The organism is Pseudofrankia coriaricola, assembly GCF_001854805.1.
In the GTDB taxonomy this organism is placed as follows: domain Bacteria; phylum Actinomycetota; class Actinomycetes; order Frankiales; family Frankiaceae; genus Pseudofrankia.
Genome location: NZ_MBLO01000221.1, coordinates 1 through 16944 on the forward strand (window position 1 = coordinate 1; position 16944 = coordinate 16944).

Genomic DNA, 16944 nt, shown 5'->3' on the forward strand with positions numbered 1-16944 from the left:
CCAGCGTGGGCGCCCACCGGAAGGCGCCTGTCCCAGCGTGGTCGCCTCGCCCTGGGCCGCGTTGCGCTGATCGGTCACGTTCTATTTCCCTCTAGATCCTCAACCAGATCCGGCCGCGCGAAGCCCTCGGCTTCCCTCGGCCGATCGAGTTCCACAACAATCCCGCCCTCAAATCCCCATCAAGATCCAGAACGGCCAAGGGCTTGCAGAAAAACCCGTAGCATCCTTGGCCGTCCGTCTTGGTGTGGTATGGCCTGTACAGAAGCTTTTGGCGACGGCGAAGGAACACCGGCCGTGAGGCGTCGTCCTTGCCGCGGAGGAAGCCTGCGCTCAGGCACGGGTCGGCGGAAACACCTCGGAGACACCGGCAGCGAATGTCCGCTCGGCACGCCAGGAGTGCACCGACAAGATCCTCCTCTACGGCGAACACCACACCACCACCGTGTTCGACGAGTTCGCCCGCCACTTCAACGACCACCGTCCCCACCAGGGGCGAGACCAGCGCCCACCGCCATGCCGTCGAAGGCAAGGAAGACGAGTTCAACGAGTGGTACGACAACGTCCACGTGCGTGAGGTGATGGCGACGCCGGGGATGGTCTCGGCGCAGCGCTACACCCTGCGTGACACGGAGATGAGCCGGATGGTCGGTACCCAGCCGACGCACCGGTACCTCCTCGTCTACGAGATGGACGACGACCCGGACGTCGTCATGGGCAAGGTCCGGGAGGCGGTCGAGGCCGGAGCGATCCAGATGCACGAGTCGCTGGACCTCGGGTCCGTGCTGATGTCCTTCTGGTCACCGCACGGCCCGAAGCTGCACGGCCCGACGCTCGACGCGTGACGGTCTACGCGGCGTCGTCCGGCGCGGCGCACGCCGTTTGCTAGTTGGTCAGGTCACCGGGGACGGGTCGGGGGCGGTGCGGCTGGTGCCGACGGGCGTCGTTGTGTACCCCGGGGGGTATGCTGCCAGTGGAGGTGGGTGACGTGGAGATGGACGCCAAGGTTTTGTCGGACGCGGTGACGCGGTTGAAGCGTGCACATGGTCAGCTGGGCGCCGTGATCGGCATGATCGAGAACGGCGACGACTGTGAGCGGGTGCTGACGCAGCTCGCAGCGGTGTCGCGGGCGCTGGACAAGGCCGGCTTCAAGATCATCTCCACGGGTATGCGTCAGTGTCAGGCCGCTCGGGAGCGTGGGGAGCAGCCGCCCCTGACCGAGGAGCAGTTGGAGAAGCTGTTCATGGCCCTGTCCTGACCTGGCTCGACCGGCACCCCCTCTGGTCCTGTCGTGGTTGTCCCGCGCCGATCTGTGTCCGTAATATACCCCCCCGGGTATAAGTGTCGAGGAGTTGGACGATGACGGTTGGTGAGATCGGTGTGGTGGAGCCGCGCCACGGCATCGGCAGAGTGCTGCTGGCCGTGCGGTGCTCAGGAGTCCGCCGAGGGGCAGGCGCCCGACGCGGTGAACGTCCCGCTGTGGGGATTGAACGTGTGCGCCGGCCGGTGGGCCGGCCAGGACGTGGTGACGGGGCGCCGCTCCGGAGCGGGTGGCGCGATGGCCGCGGAGGTAGTCGAGACCACTGGCGCGCGGTCGTGGGCGTTGTCCGGCGGTACGCGGGTCTGGGCGAAGGCGGGCTACCCGGTTGAGCGGAACGCCGGTTGACGCGCGCGATCAGAAGGAGAAGGGAGCAGAAGGTGAGTGGTGTTGAGGTCCAGGTCGTGGAGACCTCGTCGTTGGGTGACCGCAGCTACCTGGCTCATGACGGGCTGGTCGCGCTCGTGGTCGATCCGCAGCGTGACATCGACCGGGTCCTTGCCTTGGCAGGCCGGCTCGGGGTGCGGGTCACGCATGTGGCTGAAACGCATCTGCATAACGACTATGTGTCGGGCGGGCTCGCCTTGGCGCGGGTGACCGGCGCCCGGTATCTGGTCGCCGCTGCCGACGAGGTGGGCTTCGACCGGCTGCCGGTCGCCGACGGCGACGAGGTGGTGGTGTCGGACCCGATGCGGCTGCGCGTGGTGGCTGCCCCCGGGCACACGTTCCACCACCTGTCCTACGTCCTCGGCGGTCCCGACGGGCCGGTGGGGGTGTTCACCGGCGGGTCGCTGCTGTTCGGGACTACCGGCCGTACCGACCTGCTCGGCCAGCGGCACGCCCACACCCTGGCCGGGTACCAGCACGACTCGGTGCGCCGGCTGGCCGACCTGCTGCCCGACGGCGCGCAGGTGTGGCCAACCCACGGGTTCGGCAGCTTCTGCTCAGCTACCCAGTCCGACGCCACCGCCTCCACGGTCGGCCGGGAGCGGCGGGTCAATCCGGCGCTGCGGCTGGAGACCGACACGTTCGTCAGCGAAACCCTGGCCGGGCTCGACGCCTACCCCGCCTACTACGCGCACATGGGCGCCCGCAACGCCGACGGCGCCGCCCCGATCGACCTCACGCCGGCGCACCGGGCCGACGCGGCCGAGCTACGCGAGCGGATCGCCGCCGGCGAGTGGGTGATCGACCTGCGCTCACGCAAAGCATTCGCGCAACGGCACCTGGCGGGCACGCTGAGCTTCGGCCTGGACGGGCCGATGTCCACCTGGCTGGGCTGGATGGCCCCGTGGGGCGCGCCGATCACCCTGCTCGGGGAGAGCGAGCAGCAGGTCGCCGATGCCCAGCGCGAACTCGCCCGCATCGGCATCGACCGGCCCGCCGCCGCGGCAACCGGCCACCCCGACGCCTGGGCCGGCCAGGACGAGCACCGCCTCGCCGAGCTCACCACCGCCACATTCGTCGACCTCGCCGCCGCCCGCGTCGGCACCGTCCCGCACGGCCTGCCCGTGCCGGACGTCGTGCTCGATGTGCGGATGGGCAACGAGTGGCGCACCGGCCACCTCGACGGCGCCGTGCACATCCCCCTGCCCGAACTGCCCACCCGGCTCGACGACGTGCCCGCCGGCACCGTCTGGGTGCACTGCGGCTCCGGCTACCGCGCCGCCGCCGCGAGCAGCCTGCTGCAACGCGCCGGCCGCCGGGTGGTGCACCTCGACGACGCCTACGCCAAGGCCGTCGACGCGGGCCTGACCATCGTCAACGGCAAGGAGACCTTGTGACCAGCCGAACCCCGGCCGCCCTCGCGGCCACCGCACTGCAACACCTCATCGCCACGGCCAACGCACCACGACTGATCGACGTGCGTACCCCGGGCGAGTTCGAGGCCGCGCACATCCCCGGCTCCTACAACGTGCCACTCGATGTGCTGCGCGAGCACCGCGACGAACTGCGGGCACATCTCGACGAGGAGGTCGTGCTTGTCTGCCGCTCCGGGCAACGCGCCACCGCGGCCGAACAGGCCCTCGCGGCGGCGGGCCTGTCGAACCTGCGGATCCTGGACGGGGGCATCAGCGCCTGGCAGGCCGCCGGCGCCCCCGTGCACGGAGGCAAGCGTCGCTGGGACCTGGAACGGCAGGTCCGCCTTGTCGCCGGATCCATCGTGCTGACCGCGGTCCTGGCCAGCGTGGCAGTCCCGCCAGCGAAATGGGCCGCGGCGGTCATCGGTGCCGGGCTGACGTTCGCAGCCCTGTCCAACACCTGCGTGATGGGGATGCTGCTGGCCAAACTGCCCTACAACCGCGGCCCCCGCCTCGACGTTGACGGCGTGATCGCCGCCCTGGCTGCCCCCCGGGCGTGATCGCCGCCCTTGGCCTCGGCGCGCTGATCGGGATCCTGCTCGGCCTGCTCGGCGGCGGCGGCTCCATCCTGGCCGTCCCCGCCCTGGTCTACGGCGCCGGGATCCCACTGAAAGCCGCGGTGCCGACATCGCTGCTGGTCGTGGGGATCTCCTCGGCCGCCGCTCTGCTGCCCCGGCTACGCGCCCGGCAGATCCGCTGGCGCATCGCCGCGATCGTCGGCGCCGCCGGGGCGGTGGCCGCATTCGGTGGCGCAGCCGTCAACCGGCTGCTCGACCCCCGCATCGTGCTGATCGGCTTCGCCGGCCTCATGGTTCTCGCCGCGGTCCGGATGCTGCGCGGTGACAGCGAAGCCGGTGGCGACTGCGCCCTACCCGACGGCGGCGTCAACTGGCGCGGCTGCCTGCCCAAATCCATCGGCACCGGAATCGTGGTCGGGTTCCTCACCGGCCTGTTCGGCGTCGGCGGCGGCTTCCTCATCATCCCCGCCCTCGTCCTGCTCCTCGGCCTGCCCGCACCCGCCGCGATCGGCACCTCACTGGTCATCATCGTGATCAACTCGGGTGCCGGGTTTGCTGCCCACGCCGGCGACGCCGCCCTCGACTACCGCATCGCCGGCGCGTTCACCGCCGCCGCGGTCATCGGCTCGCTGACCGCGGGACGGTTCGCGACCCGCCTGCCCGCCCAGCGACTCAGCCGCGCCTTCGCCTACCTCGTCCTCGCCATCGCGACGTTCGTCGTCCTCCAAGCCATCATCAGCCCACCTACCAGCTGATCCCGTCCGCGCCCACGGCGACACCGCCGTGCTCGTCGGCAAGACCCGCTTCGTCGTCAACGGCGGCAGCGTGTTCAAACGGGAGTGTCAACACCGAGGTGTACACGAAGAAGGACGGCCGCTGGAAGCTCGTCAACCTCCACGCCTGCTCGGGGAGCTTCTGACCGGTGGTCGCATCGGGAACGGGCGCGGCGTTGTTGGCCGGTCGGCGGGGGTCGGCGAGGACGGGCGCGTAGAGGGCGAGGCCAGGCGGTTGGCGGCAAGCATGTCGTGGCGGGCATTGCGGACCTGCGCTCGGGCGCCCATGAACTCGGCGGTAGGTATGGCCCGCGGCGTGAGGCAGGTACTGGCGTTACCTGGAAGACCAGGCACTCCCCGCGGCAGGCGGTGGCGCCTTGACTGGACGGCGTGGACCGAGCGAGTAGCACAGCACCCAGCCCGTCGACATCGGGGGAGCCGACTGACAGTCGGCGCACGACGGCGATCCTCGCGATCATCCTGGTCAGCTACTTCATGATCCTCCTGGATAGCTCGATCATCTTCACCGCGCTGCCCACGATCCGCGCCGCGATGCACTACTCATCGACGGGGTTGGCATGGGTGCAGGACGCCTACACCCTGGTGTTCGGTGGTCTGCTGCTGCTCGGCGCCCGGGCTGGTGACCTGCTGGGCCGCCGGCGGGTGTTCGTGGCCGGTCTGGGAGTGTTCGCCCTCTCGTCCCTGCTCGCGGCGGCTGCCGTGCGCGACTGATCCGCGCGGCCCACAGCGACGGAGACGTCCTCACCGAGAAGGGACAGGCCAGTGATCAGCACATGGAACGACGACGAACTGGGGCGCATCGGTGACGCGACCGAGCTGCAGGTCGCCTCGCGCCGCACGGACGGGTCGTTGCGGCCCTACGTGACCATCTGGGTGGTCCGCCGCGACGCGGATCTCTACGTCCGCTCGGCCTACGGCAGCGACAACCCGTGGTTCCGCCGCGCCAGGGCCAGCGGCCAGGGCCGCGTCTGCGCAGGCGGGATCGAACGCGACGTCATGTTCTCCGTCCCGCCCAAGGATGTGCACCGCGGCATCGACGCGGCCTACCACGCCAAGTACGACCAGTACGGGCCGCAGATCGTCGGCAGCGTCGTCGGCGCCCACGCCGCCCCCGTCACCCTGCGACTCGACCCACAGAACTGACCTCGACGAAGGGACGCAGTTGTGCCTGACAGCATCAGCACGCTCACCCTCACGGCCGGGTAATCCCGGAGGCGTGACACGACCGATCCCTCATGCCGATCACCGAGAAGCACCACCGTGTGTGCCACCCACGTGCGGCGCCGACGTCGACCCGTCCAGCGCCAGCGCGTGAACGCCAGACCGCTGTGCGGCGGGTTTCAAGCATTGCCGCTACTCCTGGGGCAACGGGGGGGCTTGGCCATGTTGGGGATGCCTGGCCGCGGCCGGTCGGACCAGAACTGGGACGCGCGCGGGATCGGGTGTCGGGATCGGGTGTGGGGGAGCGGGATCTGCCGTTACCGTCAGACCCCTGTCGTTAGCGCGTCCTCGTCCGACGGGCGGCGCTGGCCTAGGAAGGGAGTGCCTGGATGGGCGGGCCGCTGGACGGGGTGAAGGTGGTTGAGCTGGGGGTCGTGGTGGCCGGCCCGGCATGCGCCGGGATCCTGCTCGACTGGGGTGCCGCGGATCATCGCCCTGAAGGACGCAGGCGCCATTCCGTAGCGTCCTGGGTCGTCAATGCTTTCGCGGTGGTCGGCGAGGGTCCCGGGTCTCGTCCGCTCTCTTGGTTCGGATGAATGCCGGGGCCGGCGGCCGGCATCCACGGGGCTTCCGGCCCGGTTATGACGCGGGCTTGGCGGGGTGTTTGATGCCGAGGGCGTTGAGCCAGATACGGGTGAGCTCGTCGACGGCCTTGTCGGCGTCGAAGTCGACGGGGTCGTGGGAGTTGAAAAGGAGCTCAGCGAAGTAGGCGACCATGCCGCCGAGTGCCTGGGCGGCGTAGGCGGGTTCGACGTCGGGGTCGGCGAGGCCGTCGGCCTGGAGTTGGCGGATGCGGCGTTCGATGCTGTGGGCGAAGGCGTCCTGGCGTTGGAAGCGGATGCGCCAGACGTCGACGTCGATGGTGGCGACCTGGTGGATGACGCGCATGATGCCGGCGTTGGCCGCGTAGGTGCGCAGGTAGTGCTCGTTGGCCGCGCGAATGCGCTCGATGGCGTCGGCGCCGGTGGTGCCAGCCGCACCCGCACCAGTCGCACCGGCACCAGTTGCCCCCGCGCCGCCACCGCCGACGCCGACGGCGAGCAGGTCGAGCTCGACGGAGTCGACGACCTTGCGGAAGATTTCCTCTTTGGAGATGAAATAGGTATAGAAGGAGCCGTGTGAGGTGCCGGCCTCGTCGCAGATGTCTGCTACCCGTGCGTGGAGGAAGCCGTCGCGCTCGAACACCACCCGCGCCGCGTCGAGGAGCTGGTCGCGGGTTTGCCGGCCGCGGCTGGTGCGGCCGGTGCCACGTCGTTTGGCTCTGGCCTCTCCCTGCCAGCCGCGGCTGGCGTTGGGAATGGAGGCTATTTGCTCGACAGGTCTCGTTCCTTCAGACATTGCAGTCCTCTCCGACGACATAAACCGTGGCACGGCTGAGTACGGCTACCTGTCGTCCAGGGACAGGATCGTGTGCATAGTAGTGATGCTGGCGCTCGATGCGCTGCCTTTTGGGCGGGTGCCACGGTTCTCCGGGGAGATGGCCGACGGTCGGTGACCAGGTGCTGCCGGGCAGCGTCGAGCGTAGCAGCGGCAACATGCTCTGACAGCCTGGCGGAACCGTGCTTCCCCCGCACCTCGCCGAAGGTGCCAGTCGCGGGGCTGGGCGGACGAGCTGGCGCTGTGCCTCGCTCGCGGCCTCTCACGGCGTGACTCTCCATCTCGCCCGTCGCACACCTCCGGTCCGCTCGACGCTGACGTGGCCCGAGGGCCCGTGGGCTCAACGATCCGAGAGCCCGAGCCAGGTCGCCTGGGCCGCGGGAGCCGCCGGTCCGCCCTTCCTCGTCGTCTCGACGACGGGAACCGGCCCACCTCTCGCGCCGACTCCCGCTGGGAGGTACCCGGACAAAACCACCATCAGCAGGGGTTGTACGCTCCCATGGTGCGGGAACTTTGAGGTCGACGTCAACATCGGAGTCCAGGCGAGATGCCCATGCGAGATGTTGCGTCCAGATCCGCGCCTACAGACGGGAGCCGCGAGTTGACCCCCTCGGAGCACCTCCCCGCGTTGCTGCGGGTAGAGGATGTCTCGATCAGCTTCGGAGGTATCAAGGCCGTCGATCAGGTGTCGTTCACCCTGGACCGCGGCTGCTGCGGGATCATCGGGCCCAATGGCGCGGGCAAGACGACGCTGCTGGACGCCCTGGCCGGTGTCCTCGTCCCCCGAGCGGGACGGATCCTGCTCGATGGCCAGGACCTGACCAGGAGATCGTCGGCCTGGCGCGCACAGCATGGCATCCGCCGGACCTTCCAGCGTCACCAGGCCTTCGGCTGGCTGACCGTCGAGGAGAACCTCCTGGTGGCGTGCGAGTGGCGGGGCCGAGGTCGGAGGATCCTGGCCGATCTGCTGGCGGCCCGCTCGTCGCGTCGCCGCAGGGAGGCGCACCTGGAGCGTATCGAGCATGTCCTGGAGCTGTGCGGGCTCCTGTCGGTTCGTGACCAGCGGGCGGCGACGCTGCCGATCGGGCAGGTGCGGCTGATGGAGTTCGCCCGGGCGATCGTGGACGAGCCGCGGCTGTTGCTGCTGGACGAGCCGACGTCGGGCCTGGGGCCGGCGGACACCGAGCGGCTCGGTTCCGTGGTCTCGGAGCTGACGTCGAAGGGTGAGTGCGCGGCGATTCTCGTCGAGCACGATCTCGACTTCGTCGTCGGGATGTGCGACCGGCTGATGGTGCTCACGTCCGGCCAGATCCTCACCAGTGGTGACCCGGCCGAGGTCTGCCGGGACCCCCGGGTTGTCTCCGCCTACATCGGGACGGCGTAGATGGACAAGTTCTTCAGCCTGGTTCTGAGCGGCGGTGTGTCGGGCGCGGTCTACTCGCTGCTCGCGATCGGTCTGGTGCTGAACTACCAGACGGCCCGGATATTCAACTTCGGCCACGGCGCGACGGCGTTCTCGGCCGCGTTCCTCTTCTACCAGTTGAACACCGGGCTGGGCTGGTCGAAGTGGGCCGCCCTCGTCGTGACGGTGTTCCTGTTCGCGCCGCTGGCCGGGCTGCTGTGGGACCGGCTGGTCTTCCGCCGGCTGGCCGGCGCGGGCGAGGCGGCGGCGACGGTCGCGAGCGTCGGGATTCTGATCACGATGCCGGCGCTCGTGCAGTGGTTCTGTGACGTGCTGCGCGGGACGTTCGGCGTCGGGTTCGTGGACACCTCGACGGCGTATGTGGTTCCGGGGATAGGGCCGAACCCGCCGCGGAACTTCCGGGTGACGTCCGGGCTGGTGATCAGCTCGAACCAGCTCATCGCGCTGGTGGTCGCGCTGGTCGCCTTCCTGGGTCTGTGGCTGCTGCTGCGCTTCACGGCGCTGGGGCTGCGGATGCGGGCGGCGGTCGACAAACCGGAGCTGGTGCGGCTGCGCGGGACGAACACGAACACGACCTCCGGCGTGGCCTGGGTGCTGAGCTTCTTTCTCGCCGGGCTGGCCGGTGTGCTCGCGGCGCCGCTGCCCGGCACGTTCGGCCTGACGGGGGACAACTACACGCTGGCGTTGTTCGTGGCCGCGACCGCGGCGGTGATCGCGGGTCTGCGGTCGTTCCCGGTCGCGTTTCTGGCGGGGCTGCTCATCGGCGCCGCCCGCAACCTCGCCGAGGGGTATGTCAGCGGCCAGTACCTGGGCCCGGTGGGTTCGTGGATCGAGGGTGTCTACGGGCTGAGGTCGTCGCTGCCGTACTGGGTGCTGATCGTCGCCCTGGTCGTGGTCGGCATGGAGCGGCGCCGTCGGGTGGCGGGGACCAGCAGCGAGGCGACCCCGCCGCCGGACTACCTCGCGGACCTGCCGCGGTGGCGCCGGCATCTGCCGTGGGTCGTCGCCGGCGCCCTGCTGCTGATCTACGGGCTCTTCCTGGCGGACAGCACGTGGCGGACGATCGTGCTGAGCGGGCTGGCGCTGGCGATCGTGTTCATGTCGTTCACCGTGGTGACCGGCCTCGGGGGAATGGTCAGCCTGGCGCAGTCGACGTTCGTCACGGTCGCCGCCCTCAGCGCCGGCTGGGCGGTGGGGCACGGCTGGCCGTTCCTGCTGGCGCTGCTGCTCGGCGTCGTCGCGGCGACGGCGATCGGGGTGGTGGTGGCGCTTCCGGCGCTGCGCCTCGGGGGAGTCGCCCTCACCCTCGCCACCCTCGCCTTGGCGCTGCTGGGATTCTCGGTGCTGTTCAACATCGCCGGCTTCACCAATGGCACGGAGGGGTGGCGGCTCGCGTTCCCCGCGGTCGGCTCGCTGGACTTCGCGGATGACCGGGTGATGGTCGTCGTGCTGTTCGTGCTGGTGCTGGCGGTCGCGGGCATCGTCGGGAACCTGGAACGCTCGGCGGCCGGGCGGGCGATGGCGGCGGTGCGGTCCAGCGCGCCGGGAGCGGCCGCCAGCGGTGTGCCGCTCGGGCTCACCAAGCTCACGATCTTCGGCGTGTCCGCGGCGTTGGCGGGGTTCGGCGGGGTGCTGCTCGCCTGTGTCCAGGGCACCGCGCGGGGGTTCTCCTGGCCGCCGATCATGGGATTTCTCTGGCTCGCCACGGTGGTGATCTTCGGGGTTCGCCGCCCGCAGGGCGCCATCGTGGCCGGCCTGGTGTCGGTGGCACTGCCGCGGGTCATCAGCCACGGCCTTCACCTGGGGTCGGTGGGCTGGAGCGGGACGAGCTCGCCTGTGGTCGCGCAGATTCTGTTCGGGCTCGGCGCGATCGGCCTGGCCCAGCAGCCCGAGGGCACGCTGGCGTCGGTGTCCGCGCTGCGGCACCGCCGGCGGCTGGCCGCCCGCCCTGCCGGGGTGACGGACACGGCCACGGCGGTGATGCCGGGCACCCTCCCGCTCGGCGTGACCTCGCCAGCGCTCGCCGCCCCCGCGGGCGGGCCGGCGTCGGCACCGGCAGGCTCGTCGGCATCGCCGGCGGGCTCGCCGCTGCTCGAGCTGCGGGGGGTGCGGGCCGGGTACGGGGAGGTCGAGGTTCTGCACGGCCTGGACCTAGCGGTGGCGCCGGGCGGTGTGCTGACGTTGCTGGGGGCCAACGGCGCGGGCAAGAGCACGCTGTGCCGGACGGTCGCCGGGCTGACCTCGTGCGGCGCCGGGCGGGTGCTGTTCCGGGGCGAGGATGTGACGGCCGCGCCGGCGCATGAGCGTTCCCGGATGGGCATCGTGCTGGTTCCGGAGTCCCGGGGCATCTTCCCCAGCCTGACGGTCGAGGAGAACCTTCAGCTGTGGCTGCGTGACCAGGCCCTGCGGGACGGCGTCTACGACCGGTTCCCGAACCTGGCCGCCCGGCGCGGGGTCGAGGCGGGCAACCTTTCCGGCGGTGAGCAGCAGATGCTCAGCCTGGCGCCCTTCATCGCGCGGCCGCCCGCGTTGCTGCTCGCCGACGAGCCGACGCTGGGGCTGTCGGTGAAGGTCGCCGGCGAGGTGCTGGCCGCGCTGCGGGTCCTGCGGGACGAGGGGACGACCCTGATCCTGGTCGAGGAGAAGGCGCAGGAGGTGCTGACCCTCGCCGACCAGGTCGGTGCCCTTTCGCTCGGCCGGCTGCAGTGGCTGCGCGCCGCCGCGGACCTTGATCCCGACGAGCTCACTTCCGCATATCTCGGCGGCGCGGCCACCGTCTGAGGCGGCGCCCGTCGGGTCCTGAAATCTCTGACTGGGAGAGACCTGTGATCTTCTTGCGTTCGCGCCGGGCGCGGGCCGGGCTGGCCGGCGTCGCGGCGCTGGTGGCCGCGGCCACGTTCGCCTCGTGCAGTTCCACCACCGACAACGGCACCTCCTCGGCACCCGTGGACCTGGGTAAGCCGATGGACGCCGCCGCCGCCAGCAAGCTGGCGATCGAGAAGGCGGGGCCGATCCAGTTCGCGACCGGCAGCACGGTCCGCGGCGTGAACGGCAAGGTCATCACGATCGGCGGTGTCGCCGACGTCAAGGACTCGACCGGTATCGAGAACTTCCCGGGCGTGTGTGACGGCGCGAAGGCGCGGTTCGAACGCGCCAACCGCGAGGGCGGGGTGAACGGCTACACGTTCTCCTACGCGGGCTGCACCGACAGCGGCGGCGACCCCACCAAGTCCAAGGACGCCGTGACCGAGATGGTCGAGGACAAGAAGGTCTTCGGCCTGGTGCCCTTCAGCGCGTCGGTCTCCACCGTCGGCGACTACCTCAACGACGAGCACGTGCCCTACTTCGGCTGGGGCATCTCGACCGACTACTGCGGCTGGAACAACCGGCAGTTCGGCTTCTCCATCACCCAATCGGTCGCCTGCACGGCCGTGCTGCCCGGTCAGACGTTCTACTCGTCCGCCGGCCTGGAAAGCTACCTGGCGGGCACCGGCAAGAAGCCAGCCGACGTGAGCGCCGCGTTCGTCGGGCTGGGCGCTGCCGCGTCGGAGAACTCCGTGAAGAGTTTCGCGAAGATGGCCGTCGGGCTGGGCATGAAGGCCCCCTATGCCAAGTCCCCGATCCCGGGCCCCGGGGCGCCGCCGCTGTCCGACTACACCCCGATCGCCCGGGACATCATCGCCAGTGGCGCGAACCTGGTCGCGTCGACGACGACTCCGGCCACGATCTTCCCGCTGGTGGCCGCGCTGCGCTCCTCGGGCTACACCGGTGACATTCTGATCTACTTCGCCGACCCGCGCCTCGCTCCGCTGGCCGACCAGCTCGACAAGGTGTACGCGATGACGCCGAACTTCGGCTCGGACGTCTTCCCGAGCGCCACGTTCAAGCAGATCGACGCCGACCTGAAGGCCGTCGGCTCGCAGGCGGACGCCGGCGCCTCCGGAACGCTGACCTCGTATGGTGCCGCGGACCTGTTCCTCAAGGCGTTCGCGAAGATCAGTGGTCCGGTGACCACCGAGGCGCTCGTCAAGGTGCTCAACTCCGGGTTCGACTACCCGGCGCTGGGCAACGCCATGTGCGGCTCGACCTGGCCGGCCGGAAGGGTCCTGGGCAACGACTGCGCCGCACTCGTCAAGTTCGACGGAGCGAAGAAGGCCATCGTCCCCATCAAGGACCTCCAGACCTTCGGCCACGAATACCTGTTCGCGGCCGCGTAACCACTCCTGGCACCCGCCGAAGGCTGTGCGACCGGAATCTGGTCGCACAGCCTTCGGCGTGATGGGCAGTGGTGAGGCACCACCCACGTCCGGTCCGCGGGTGCCTGACGGGCGCCCGCCTGCCTATATCGACGTCAATATTGACAACCGGGTGTGAAGGCGGTCTCATGGGTGGCGTGGGGCAGGACGCATGGATCTTTGACTTCGACGGTCACTACTACGGTCAGCCTGGATCAGCGGAGAGTGATCATGAACATCGATGAGGCGGCCGGCGTCTTCACGGATCCGGGGGCGTATGCCGACGACAAGCGTTTCCACACGGCCACGGCGCTGCTGCGCCGCGAGTCACCGGTGCACCGCGTCGACCACCCGAAATTCCTGCCGTTCTGGGCCATCACGAAACACGACGACGTCATGGCGATCGCCCGGGACTCCCAGCTGTGGATCAACGCCCCGCGCCCCGCGCTCGGCCCCCGGTCGCAGCGGGACGGCGCGCCCGAGGACATTCCCATCCGGGCGCTGGTGCAGATGGACGCGCCCGACCACCCGGTCTACCGGCACGTCTCCGCGGACTGGTTCAAGCCGGCCGGCATCCGCCAGCTGTCCGACCGGATCGCGGAGCTCGCGAAACGCCACGTGGACCATATGGCCGAGCTCGGCGGCGAGTGCGACTTCTTCACCGATGTGGCCGCGAACTATCCGCTCTATGTGATCCTGTCGCTGCTCGGGCTGCCCGAGGACGACTTCCCGCGGATCTTCAAGCTTACCCAGGAGCTGTTCGGGGCCAACGACGCCGACCTGGCCCGCGACACCGACGACGCGTTCATGGCGACGATGCTGGACTTCTTCAACTACTTCCAGGCGCTGACCGCCGACCGCAGGGCCAATCCCACCGACGACCTCGCGTCGGTGATCGCGAACGCGACCATCCGCGACGAGCCGATCGGTGACCTGGAGGCGATCGGCTACTACGTCCTGATCGCGACCGCCGGCCACGACACGACCAGCTCGGCGCTGTCCGGTGGGCTGCACGCGCTGCTGGAGCACCCCGACCAGTGGCGGCGGCTGTCCGACGACCCGAGCCTGGTGCCGACCGCCGTGGAGGAGATGATCCGCTGGGTCTCGCCGGTCAAGCAGTTCATGCGCACCGCGACCGCGGATACCGAGGTGCGCGGCGTGCCGGTCGCGAAGGGCGAGTCGGTCCTGCTGTCCTACCCGTCGGCGAACCGCGACGAGGACGTCTTCGACCATCCGGAGCGGTTCGACGTCGGCCGCGCCCCCAACCGGCACGTCGCCTTCGGCTTCGGCGCGCACTACTGCCTCGGTACCCACCTGGCCCGGTTGGAGGGCCGGGCGCTGTACGCCGAGCTCATGCCCCGGATCCGCTCGATCGAGCTCGCCGGCCCCGCCGAGTACACGGAGACCCTGTTCGTCGGCGGCCCCAAGCGCCTGCCTATCCGCTACACGATGAGCTGACCCGCTGGGGCGGGGGAGCGGCGCTCCCTCGCCTGCCGGGAGCGCCGTGGGCCTGACGGCCCGACGGCTGGACCGGCCGCGGGGCGTTGCGTTGCCTCCCGCGGCCGGCCCAGGCTTCTGTGGCTACTGCTCCAGCCGGCGGCCACACCAGCGGTTGCGGCTGGCGGGGTCGGGGTTCTTGTCGTCGGGGACGACCTCGTAGCCGGTGCCGGCGTCGTTGACCCGCATGAAGGTGTAGCAGGTGGCGGTCTGGCCCCAGTCCTTCGTCATGTCGACTGGGGCGGGCAGGAGCCCGCCGGCGTCGTACTTGCTGGCACGCAGGGTGTCGATGAACTGGGCGCGGGTCGGGCAGGGCCCGGCCTTGTCCAGGCCATAGAGGAACAGGTCGGTGAGGATGTAGGTGACGAGGGCGAGCTCCTGGTCGGGCGGCTGGAGCTCGGGGGCGTAGTTGCTCATCGCCTGCAGGTACTTCTGATGGGCGGGCCCGCCGATCTCGAACGGGACGTAGTTGACCGCGGCGGTCAGGCCGCTGAGCGTCTGGCCGTACTGGTTGACCAGCGACTTGTCGTAGCCGCTGGGCGCGAGCACGACCTTGACCGGCGCGCCGGCCTCCCGGATGCCGCGGACGACCTCGGCCAGGTCGGTGCCGGCGAAGGCGGCGCTCACCACGTCGACCCCGGCCTGCTTCAGCTGCTGGCCGAGCTGGACGGGGTTGGTGATGTTCCCGTTGAAGATGAAATGGCCGGGCGCCATCGGGATGCCGGCCGACACGAAGCTGGCACTGATCTTCGACCCGATGTCGTTGCCGGACGAGGTGACGTCGTTCTGGATGACGGCCGCCCTGGTGCCGCCCTGGGCCTTCGCGAAGTCGCCGAACGTCGAGACCGACGGGCCGTCGTTGAACACGTACGCGTAGGCGAACATGTTGCGGTACCTGTGGTCCGTCCAGAACGGTTCCGCCGGGACGCCCGTCGCCGGGACGCCGTGCTCACGCAGGTAGTCGGCGCCCTGGCTAGCGGCGATGGACGCCTCGACGAGCCCGAAGACCTTCTGGTTCTCCACCAGTTCGCGCACGGACTCGAGGTTCTGGGTGGGCACGCTGCCGTCGTCGCGCCAGGTGTACTCCAGCTTGCGGCCGTGGATTCCGCCGGCCGCGTTCGCCTCGTCGATCCGCGCGGTGAACCCGCCCTTGGCGGCGGTCAGCGAGGAAGCGCCCGCGCCGGTGTCGGGGTAGACGAAGCCCAGCTGGATCGAGTCGTTGGTGTACCCGGGGGTGCCGCAGCTGGCGACCGCGTTGCCGCCCGCGTCACCGCCGCCCGCCGCGCAGCCCGCGGCCAGCACCGCGACCAGGGCGGTGGCCAGTGCCGTGGGCCGGCTCGCGCCGCGCCGGGACCTGGGCCAGGCCTTCGAGCCGGGCGGGGTGTCCCACGATCGGGAGAACGACCGGTCACGGTGCGGCCGTCGCCGGAGGCGCCGTACCGGCGCGTCGCTCTTCTGGGAGTCGTTGGGCGTGCTGAGCACTCCGGTCACCCCCAGCCCAGGGTCAGGGACTCGCGCGGGCCGCACAAGGCGCGCGAGGAACGGACTCTCAGGCACTGAGAAGCCAAGATGGTCTCCACGTAGTTTTCTTCCGGTCCGTCAGGATTCCAGGGCCTGCTGCGGGACGACGTCGAGCTCGGGCAGGCCGGCACCGGTCACCGCCGCCGGGTCGAGGTCGTCGGCCAGTGGCAGGAACGCTGGGCGCCTCTTCTGCGTGAAGCTGTCCAGGCCCTCCCGGAAGTCGGGGCTGGTGACGGCCACCGCCATCGCCCGGTAGGAGCGCCGCAGTGCCGTGTCCAGGTCGCTCTGCTGGTCGGCGTGCAACTGGTGGCGGATGAGCGCCAGGGAGGCCGGCGAGCAGTTCTCGGCGATGTCGGCGGCGTAGGCGCGGGCCGCCGCCACGAGGTCCGCCGGCTCGACGACCCGGCTCACCAGCCCGAGCGCGAGGGCCTCGTCCGCGTCGAAGACCCGCGCGGACAGCAACAGGTCCGCCGCCCGCTCCGCCCCCACCAGCCTGGGCAGCAGCCAGGTGGCGCCGAACTCCCCGGCCAGGCCGCGCCGGGCGAAGGCGGTGGTGAACCGGGCGCCGCGAGCGGCGAACCGCACGTCGCACAGCAGCGCCTGGACGAGGCCCATGCCGGCGCACGCGCCGTTGACGGCCGCGATCAGAGGCTTGCGCAACGCCCAGGCCCGTACCGGCGAGCGGCGTCCGGACAGGTCCAGGCCGCCGGTGGCGATCCCGTCGAGACGGCCGCTGTCGACTCCCGGGCAGAAGGTCTTGCCCGCGCCGGTCACGACCGCGACCCGGATCCGCGGGTCACGGTCGACATGCTCGAGCGCCTCGAAGTAGCGCAGTTCCATGTCCGGGTTCCAGCCGTTGCGCCGTTCCGGGCGGTTCAGCGTGACGAGGCCGACCCCGTCCGTGCCGACGTGCAGCAGCACCGGCCCGTCCGCGATGACCGCGACGTCGTCGCCGCCCGGTGTGCCGTCGCTGCCTGGGGCGCGGCCGACCGCGCCTTCCGATGACCGCTCGTGCGCCGTCCCCACCTCGTTCCCTGTCATCGTCCCCTCGGTTCGGTGTGCCCGGCTCGGCGCGCGCGATCAGCCAGCACTGCGCGGCCGGCGCGTCGGGCAGGGCGGTAGTGGGGGCGCCACTACGGGCAGGCGGCCGGTCGCCGGCTGATCTTGAATGCGGCGATGTC

General features: G+C 70.5%; 14 protein-coding genes. 11 read left to right on the forward strand and 3 right to left on the reverse strand.

Annotated features, from left to right (window positions below):
* The first annotated feature begins 566 nt into the window (after positions 1 to 566).
* The 7 genes from BCD48_RS26310 to BCD48_RS26345 all read left to right on the forward strand — a co-directional run bounded on the left by BCD48_RS26310 (position 567) and on the right by BCD48_RS26345 (position 5632).
* Positions 567 to 842: a hypothetical protein gene (locus BCD48_RS26310; protein ID WP_083419220.1), complete on the forward strand. Its 276-nt coding sequence runs from the start codon at positions 567 to 569 to the stop codon at positions 840 to 842.
* A gap of 149 nt (positions 843 to 991) precedes the next feature.
* Positions 992 to 1255, forward strand: coding sequence for a metal-sensitive transcriptional regulator (locus tag BCD48_RS26315; protein ID WP_198543394.1), 264 nt, complete (start codon positions 992 to 994; stop codon positions 1253 to 1255).
* Between the two features lie 440 nt (positions 1256 to 1695).
* Positions 1696 to 3099, forward strand: a complete 1404-nt coding sequence (locus BCD48_RS26325; protein ID WP_071051064.1) for an MBL fold metallo-hydrolase — start codon at positions 1696 to 1698, stop codon at positions 3097 to 3099.
* Positions 3096 to 3677 (forward strand): rhodanese-like domain-containing protein, encoded by a 582-nt coding sequence (locus BCD48_RS26330; protein ID WP_071051065.1) that lies wholly within the window; start codon positions 3096 to 3098, stop codon positions 3675 to 3677. The genes BCD48_RS26325 and BCD48_RS26330 overlap by 4 nt, the downstream gene beginning before the upstream one ends.
* On the forward strand, positions 3674 to 4450 hold the full coding sequence (locus BCD48_RS26335; RefSeq protein ID WP_071051066.1) for a sulfite exporter TauE/SafE family protein: 777 nt from the start codon (positions 3674 to 3676) through the stop codon (positions 4448 to 4450). Before BCD48_RS26330 ends, BCD48_RS26335 begins: the two co-directional genes overlap by 4 nt.
* 408 nt (positions 4451 to 4858) lie before the next feature.
* Entirely contained in the window at positions 4859 to 5200 is a 342-nt protein-coding gene (locus BCD48_RS26340) for an MFS transporter (RefSeq protein WP_071051067.1), read from the forward strand.
* Positions 5201 to 5251: 51 nt separating this feature from the next.
* Positions 5252 to 5632 carry a DUF2255 family protein gene (locus tag BCD48_RS26345; RefSeq protein ID WP_116271669.1) on the forward strand — a complete coding sequence of 127 codons (381 nt, stop codon included), beginning with the start codon at positions 5252 to 5254 and terminating at the stop codon, positions 5630 to 5632.
* Between the two features lie 657 nt (positions 5633 to 6289).
* On the opposite strand, the gene BCD48_RS26350 is transcribed toward BCD48_RS26345, so the two are convergent.
* Complete coding sequence (locus tag BCD48_RS26350) at positions 6290 to 7048, reverse strand: TetR/AcrR family transcriptional regulator (protein ID WP_071051068.1); 759 nt, start codon at positions 7046 to 7048, stop codon at positions 6290 to 6292.
* Between the two features lie 640 nt (positions 7049 to 7688).
* Here BCD48_RS26350 and BCD48_RS26355 point away from each other — a divergent pair.
* The 4 genes from BCD48_RS26355 to BCD48_RS26370 all read left to right on the forward strand — a co-directional run bounded on the left by BCD48_RS26355 (position 7689) and on the right by BCD48_RS26370 (position 14203).
* Entirely contained in the window at positions 7689 to 8471 is a 783-nt protein-coding gene (locus BCD48_RS26355) for an ABC transporter ATP-binding protein (RefSeq protein ID WP_083419223.1), read from the forward strand.
* A complete protein-coding gene (locus BCD48_RS26360; RefSeq protein WP_071051070.1) occupies positions 8472 to 11291 on the forward strand; it encodes an ABC transporter permease subunit in 2820 nt (939 codons plus the stop codon). It abuts the gene before it with no gap.
* Positions 11292 to 11335: 44 nt separating this feature from the next.
* Complete coding sequence (locus BCD48_RS26365; protein WP_071051071.1) at positions 11336 to 12727, forward strand: ABC transporter substrate-binding protein; 1392 nt, start codon at positions 11336 to 11338, stop codon at positions 12725 to 12727.
* Positions 12728 to 12976: 249 nt separating this feature from the next.
* The gene (locus BCD48_RS26370; RefSeq protein WP_071051108.1) at positions 12977 to 14203 is read left to right on the forward strand and encodes a cytochrome P450; all 1227 of its coding nucleotides are present in this window, start codon (positions 12977 to 12979) and stop codon (positions 14201 to 14203) included.
* Positions 14204 to 14326: 123 nt separating this feature from the next.
* Here the strand turns inward: BCD48_RS26370 and BCD48_RS26375 are convergent, their stop codons facing one another.
* Both BCD48_RS26375 and BCD48_RS26380 read right to left on the reverse strand, forming a co-directional pair.
* Complete coding sequence (locus BCD48_RS26375) at positions 14327 to 15724, reverse strand: ABC transporter substrate-binding protein (RefSeq protein WP_083419224.1); 1398 nt, start codon at positions 15722 to 15724, stop codon at positions 14327 to 14329.
* A gap of 117 nt (positions 15725 to 15841) precedes the next feature.
* A complete protein-coding gene (locus tag BCD48_RS26380; protein WP_083419225.1) occupies positions 15842 to 16804 on the reverse strand; it encodes an enoyl-CoA hydratase-related protein in 963 nt (320 codons plus the stop codon).
* Positions 16805 to 16944 lie beyond the last annotated feature (140 nt).

Bases quoted from the DNA above. Each gene is read 5' to 3' on its own strand.
- BCD48_RS26370 (WP_071051108.1), top strand. From the start codon at position 12,977: ATGAACATCGATGAGGCGGCCGGCGTCTTCACGGATCCGGGGGCGTAT.
- BCD48_RS26380 (WP_083419225.1), bottom strand. From the start codon at position 16,804: ATGACAGGGAACGAGGTGGGGACGGCGCACGAGCGGTCATCGGAAGGC.
- BCD48_RS26350 (WP_071051068.1), bottom strand. From the start codon at position 7,048: ATGTCTGAAGGAACGAGACCTGTCGAGCAAATAGCCTCCATTCCCAAC.
- BCD48_RS26315 (WP_198543394.1), top strand. From the start codon at position 992: ATGGACGCCAAGGTTTTGTCGGACGCGGTGACGCGGTTGAAGCGTGCA.
- BCD48_RS26360 (WP_071051070.1), top strand. From the start codon at position 8,472: ATGGACAAGTTCTTCAGCCTGGTTCTGAGCGGCGGTGTGTCGGGCGCG.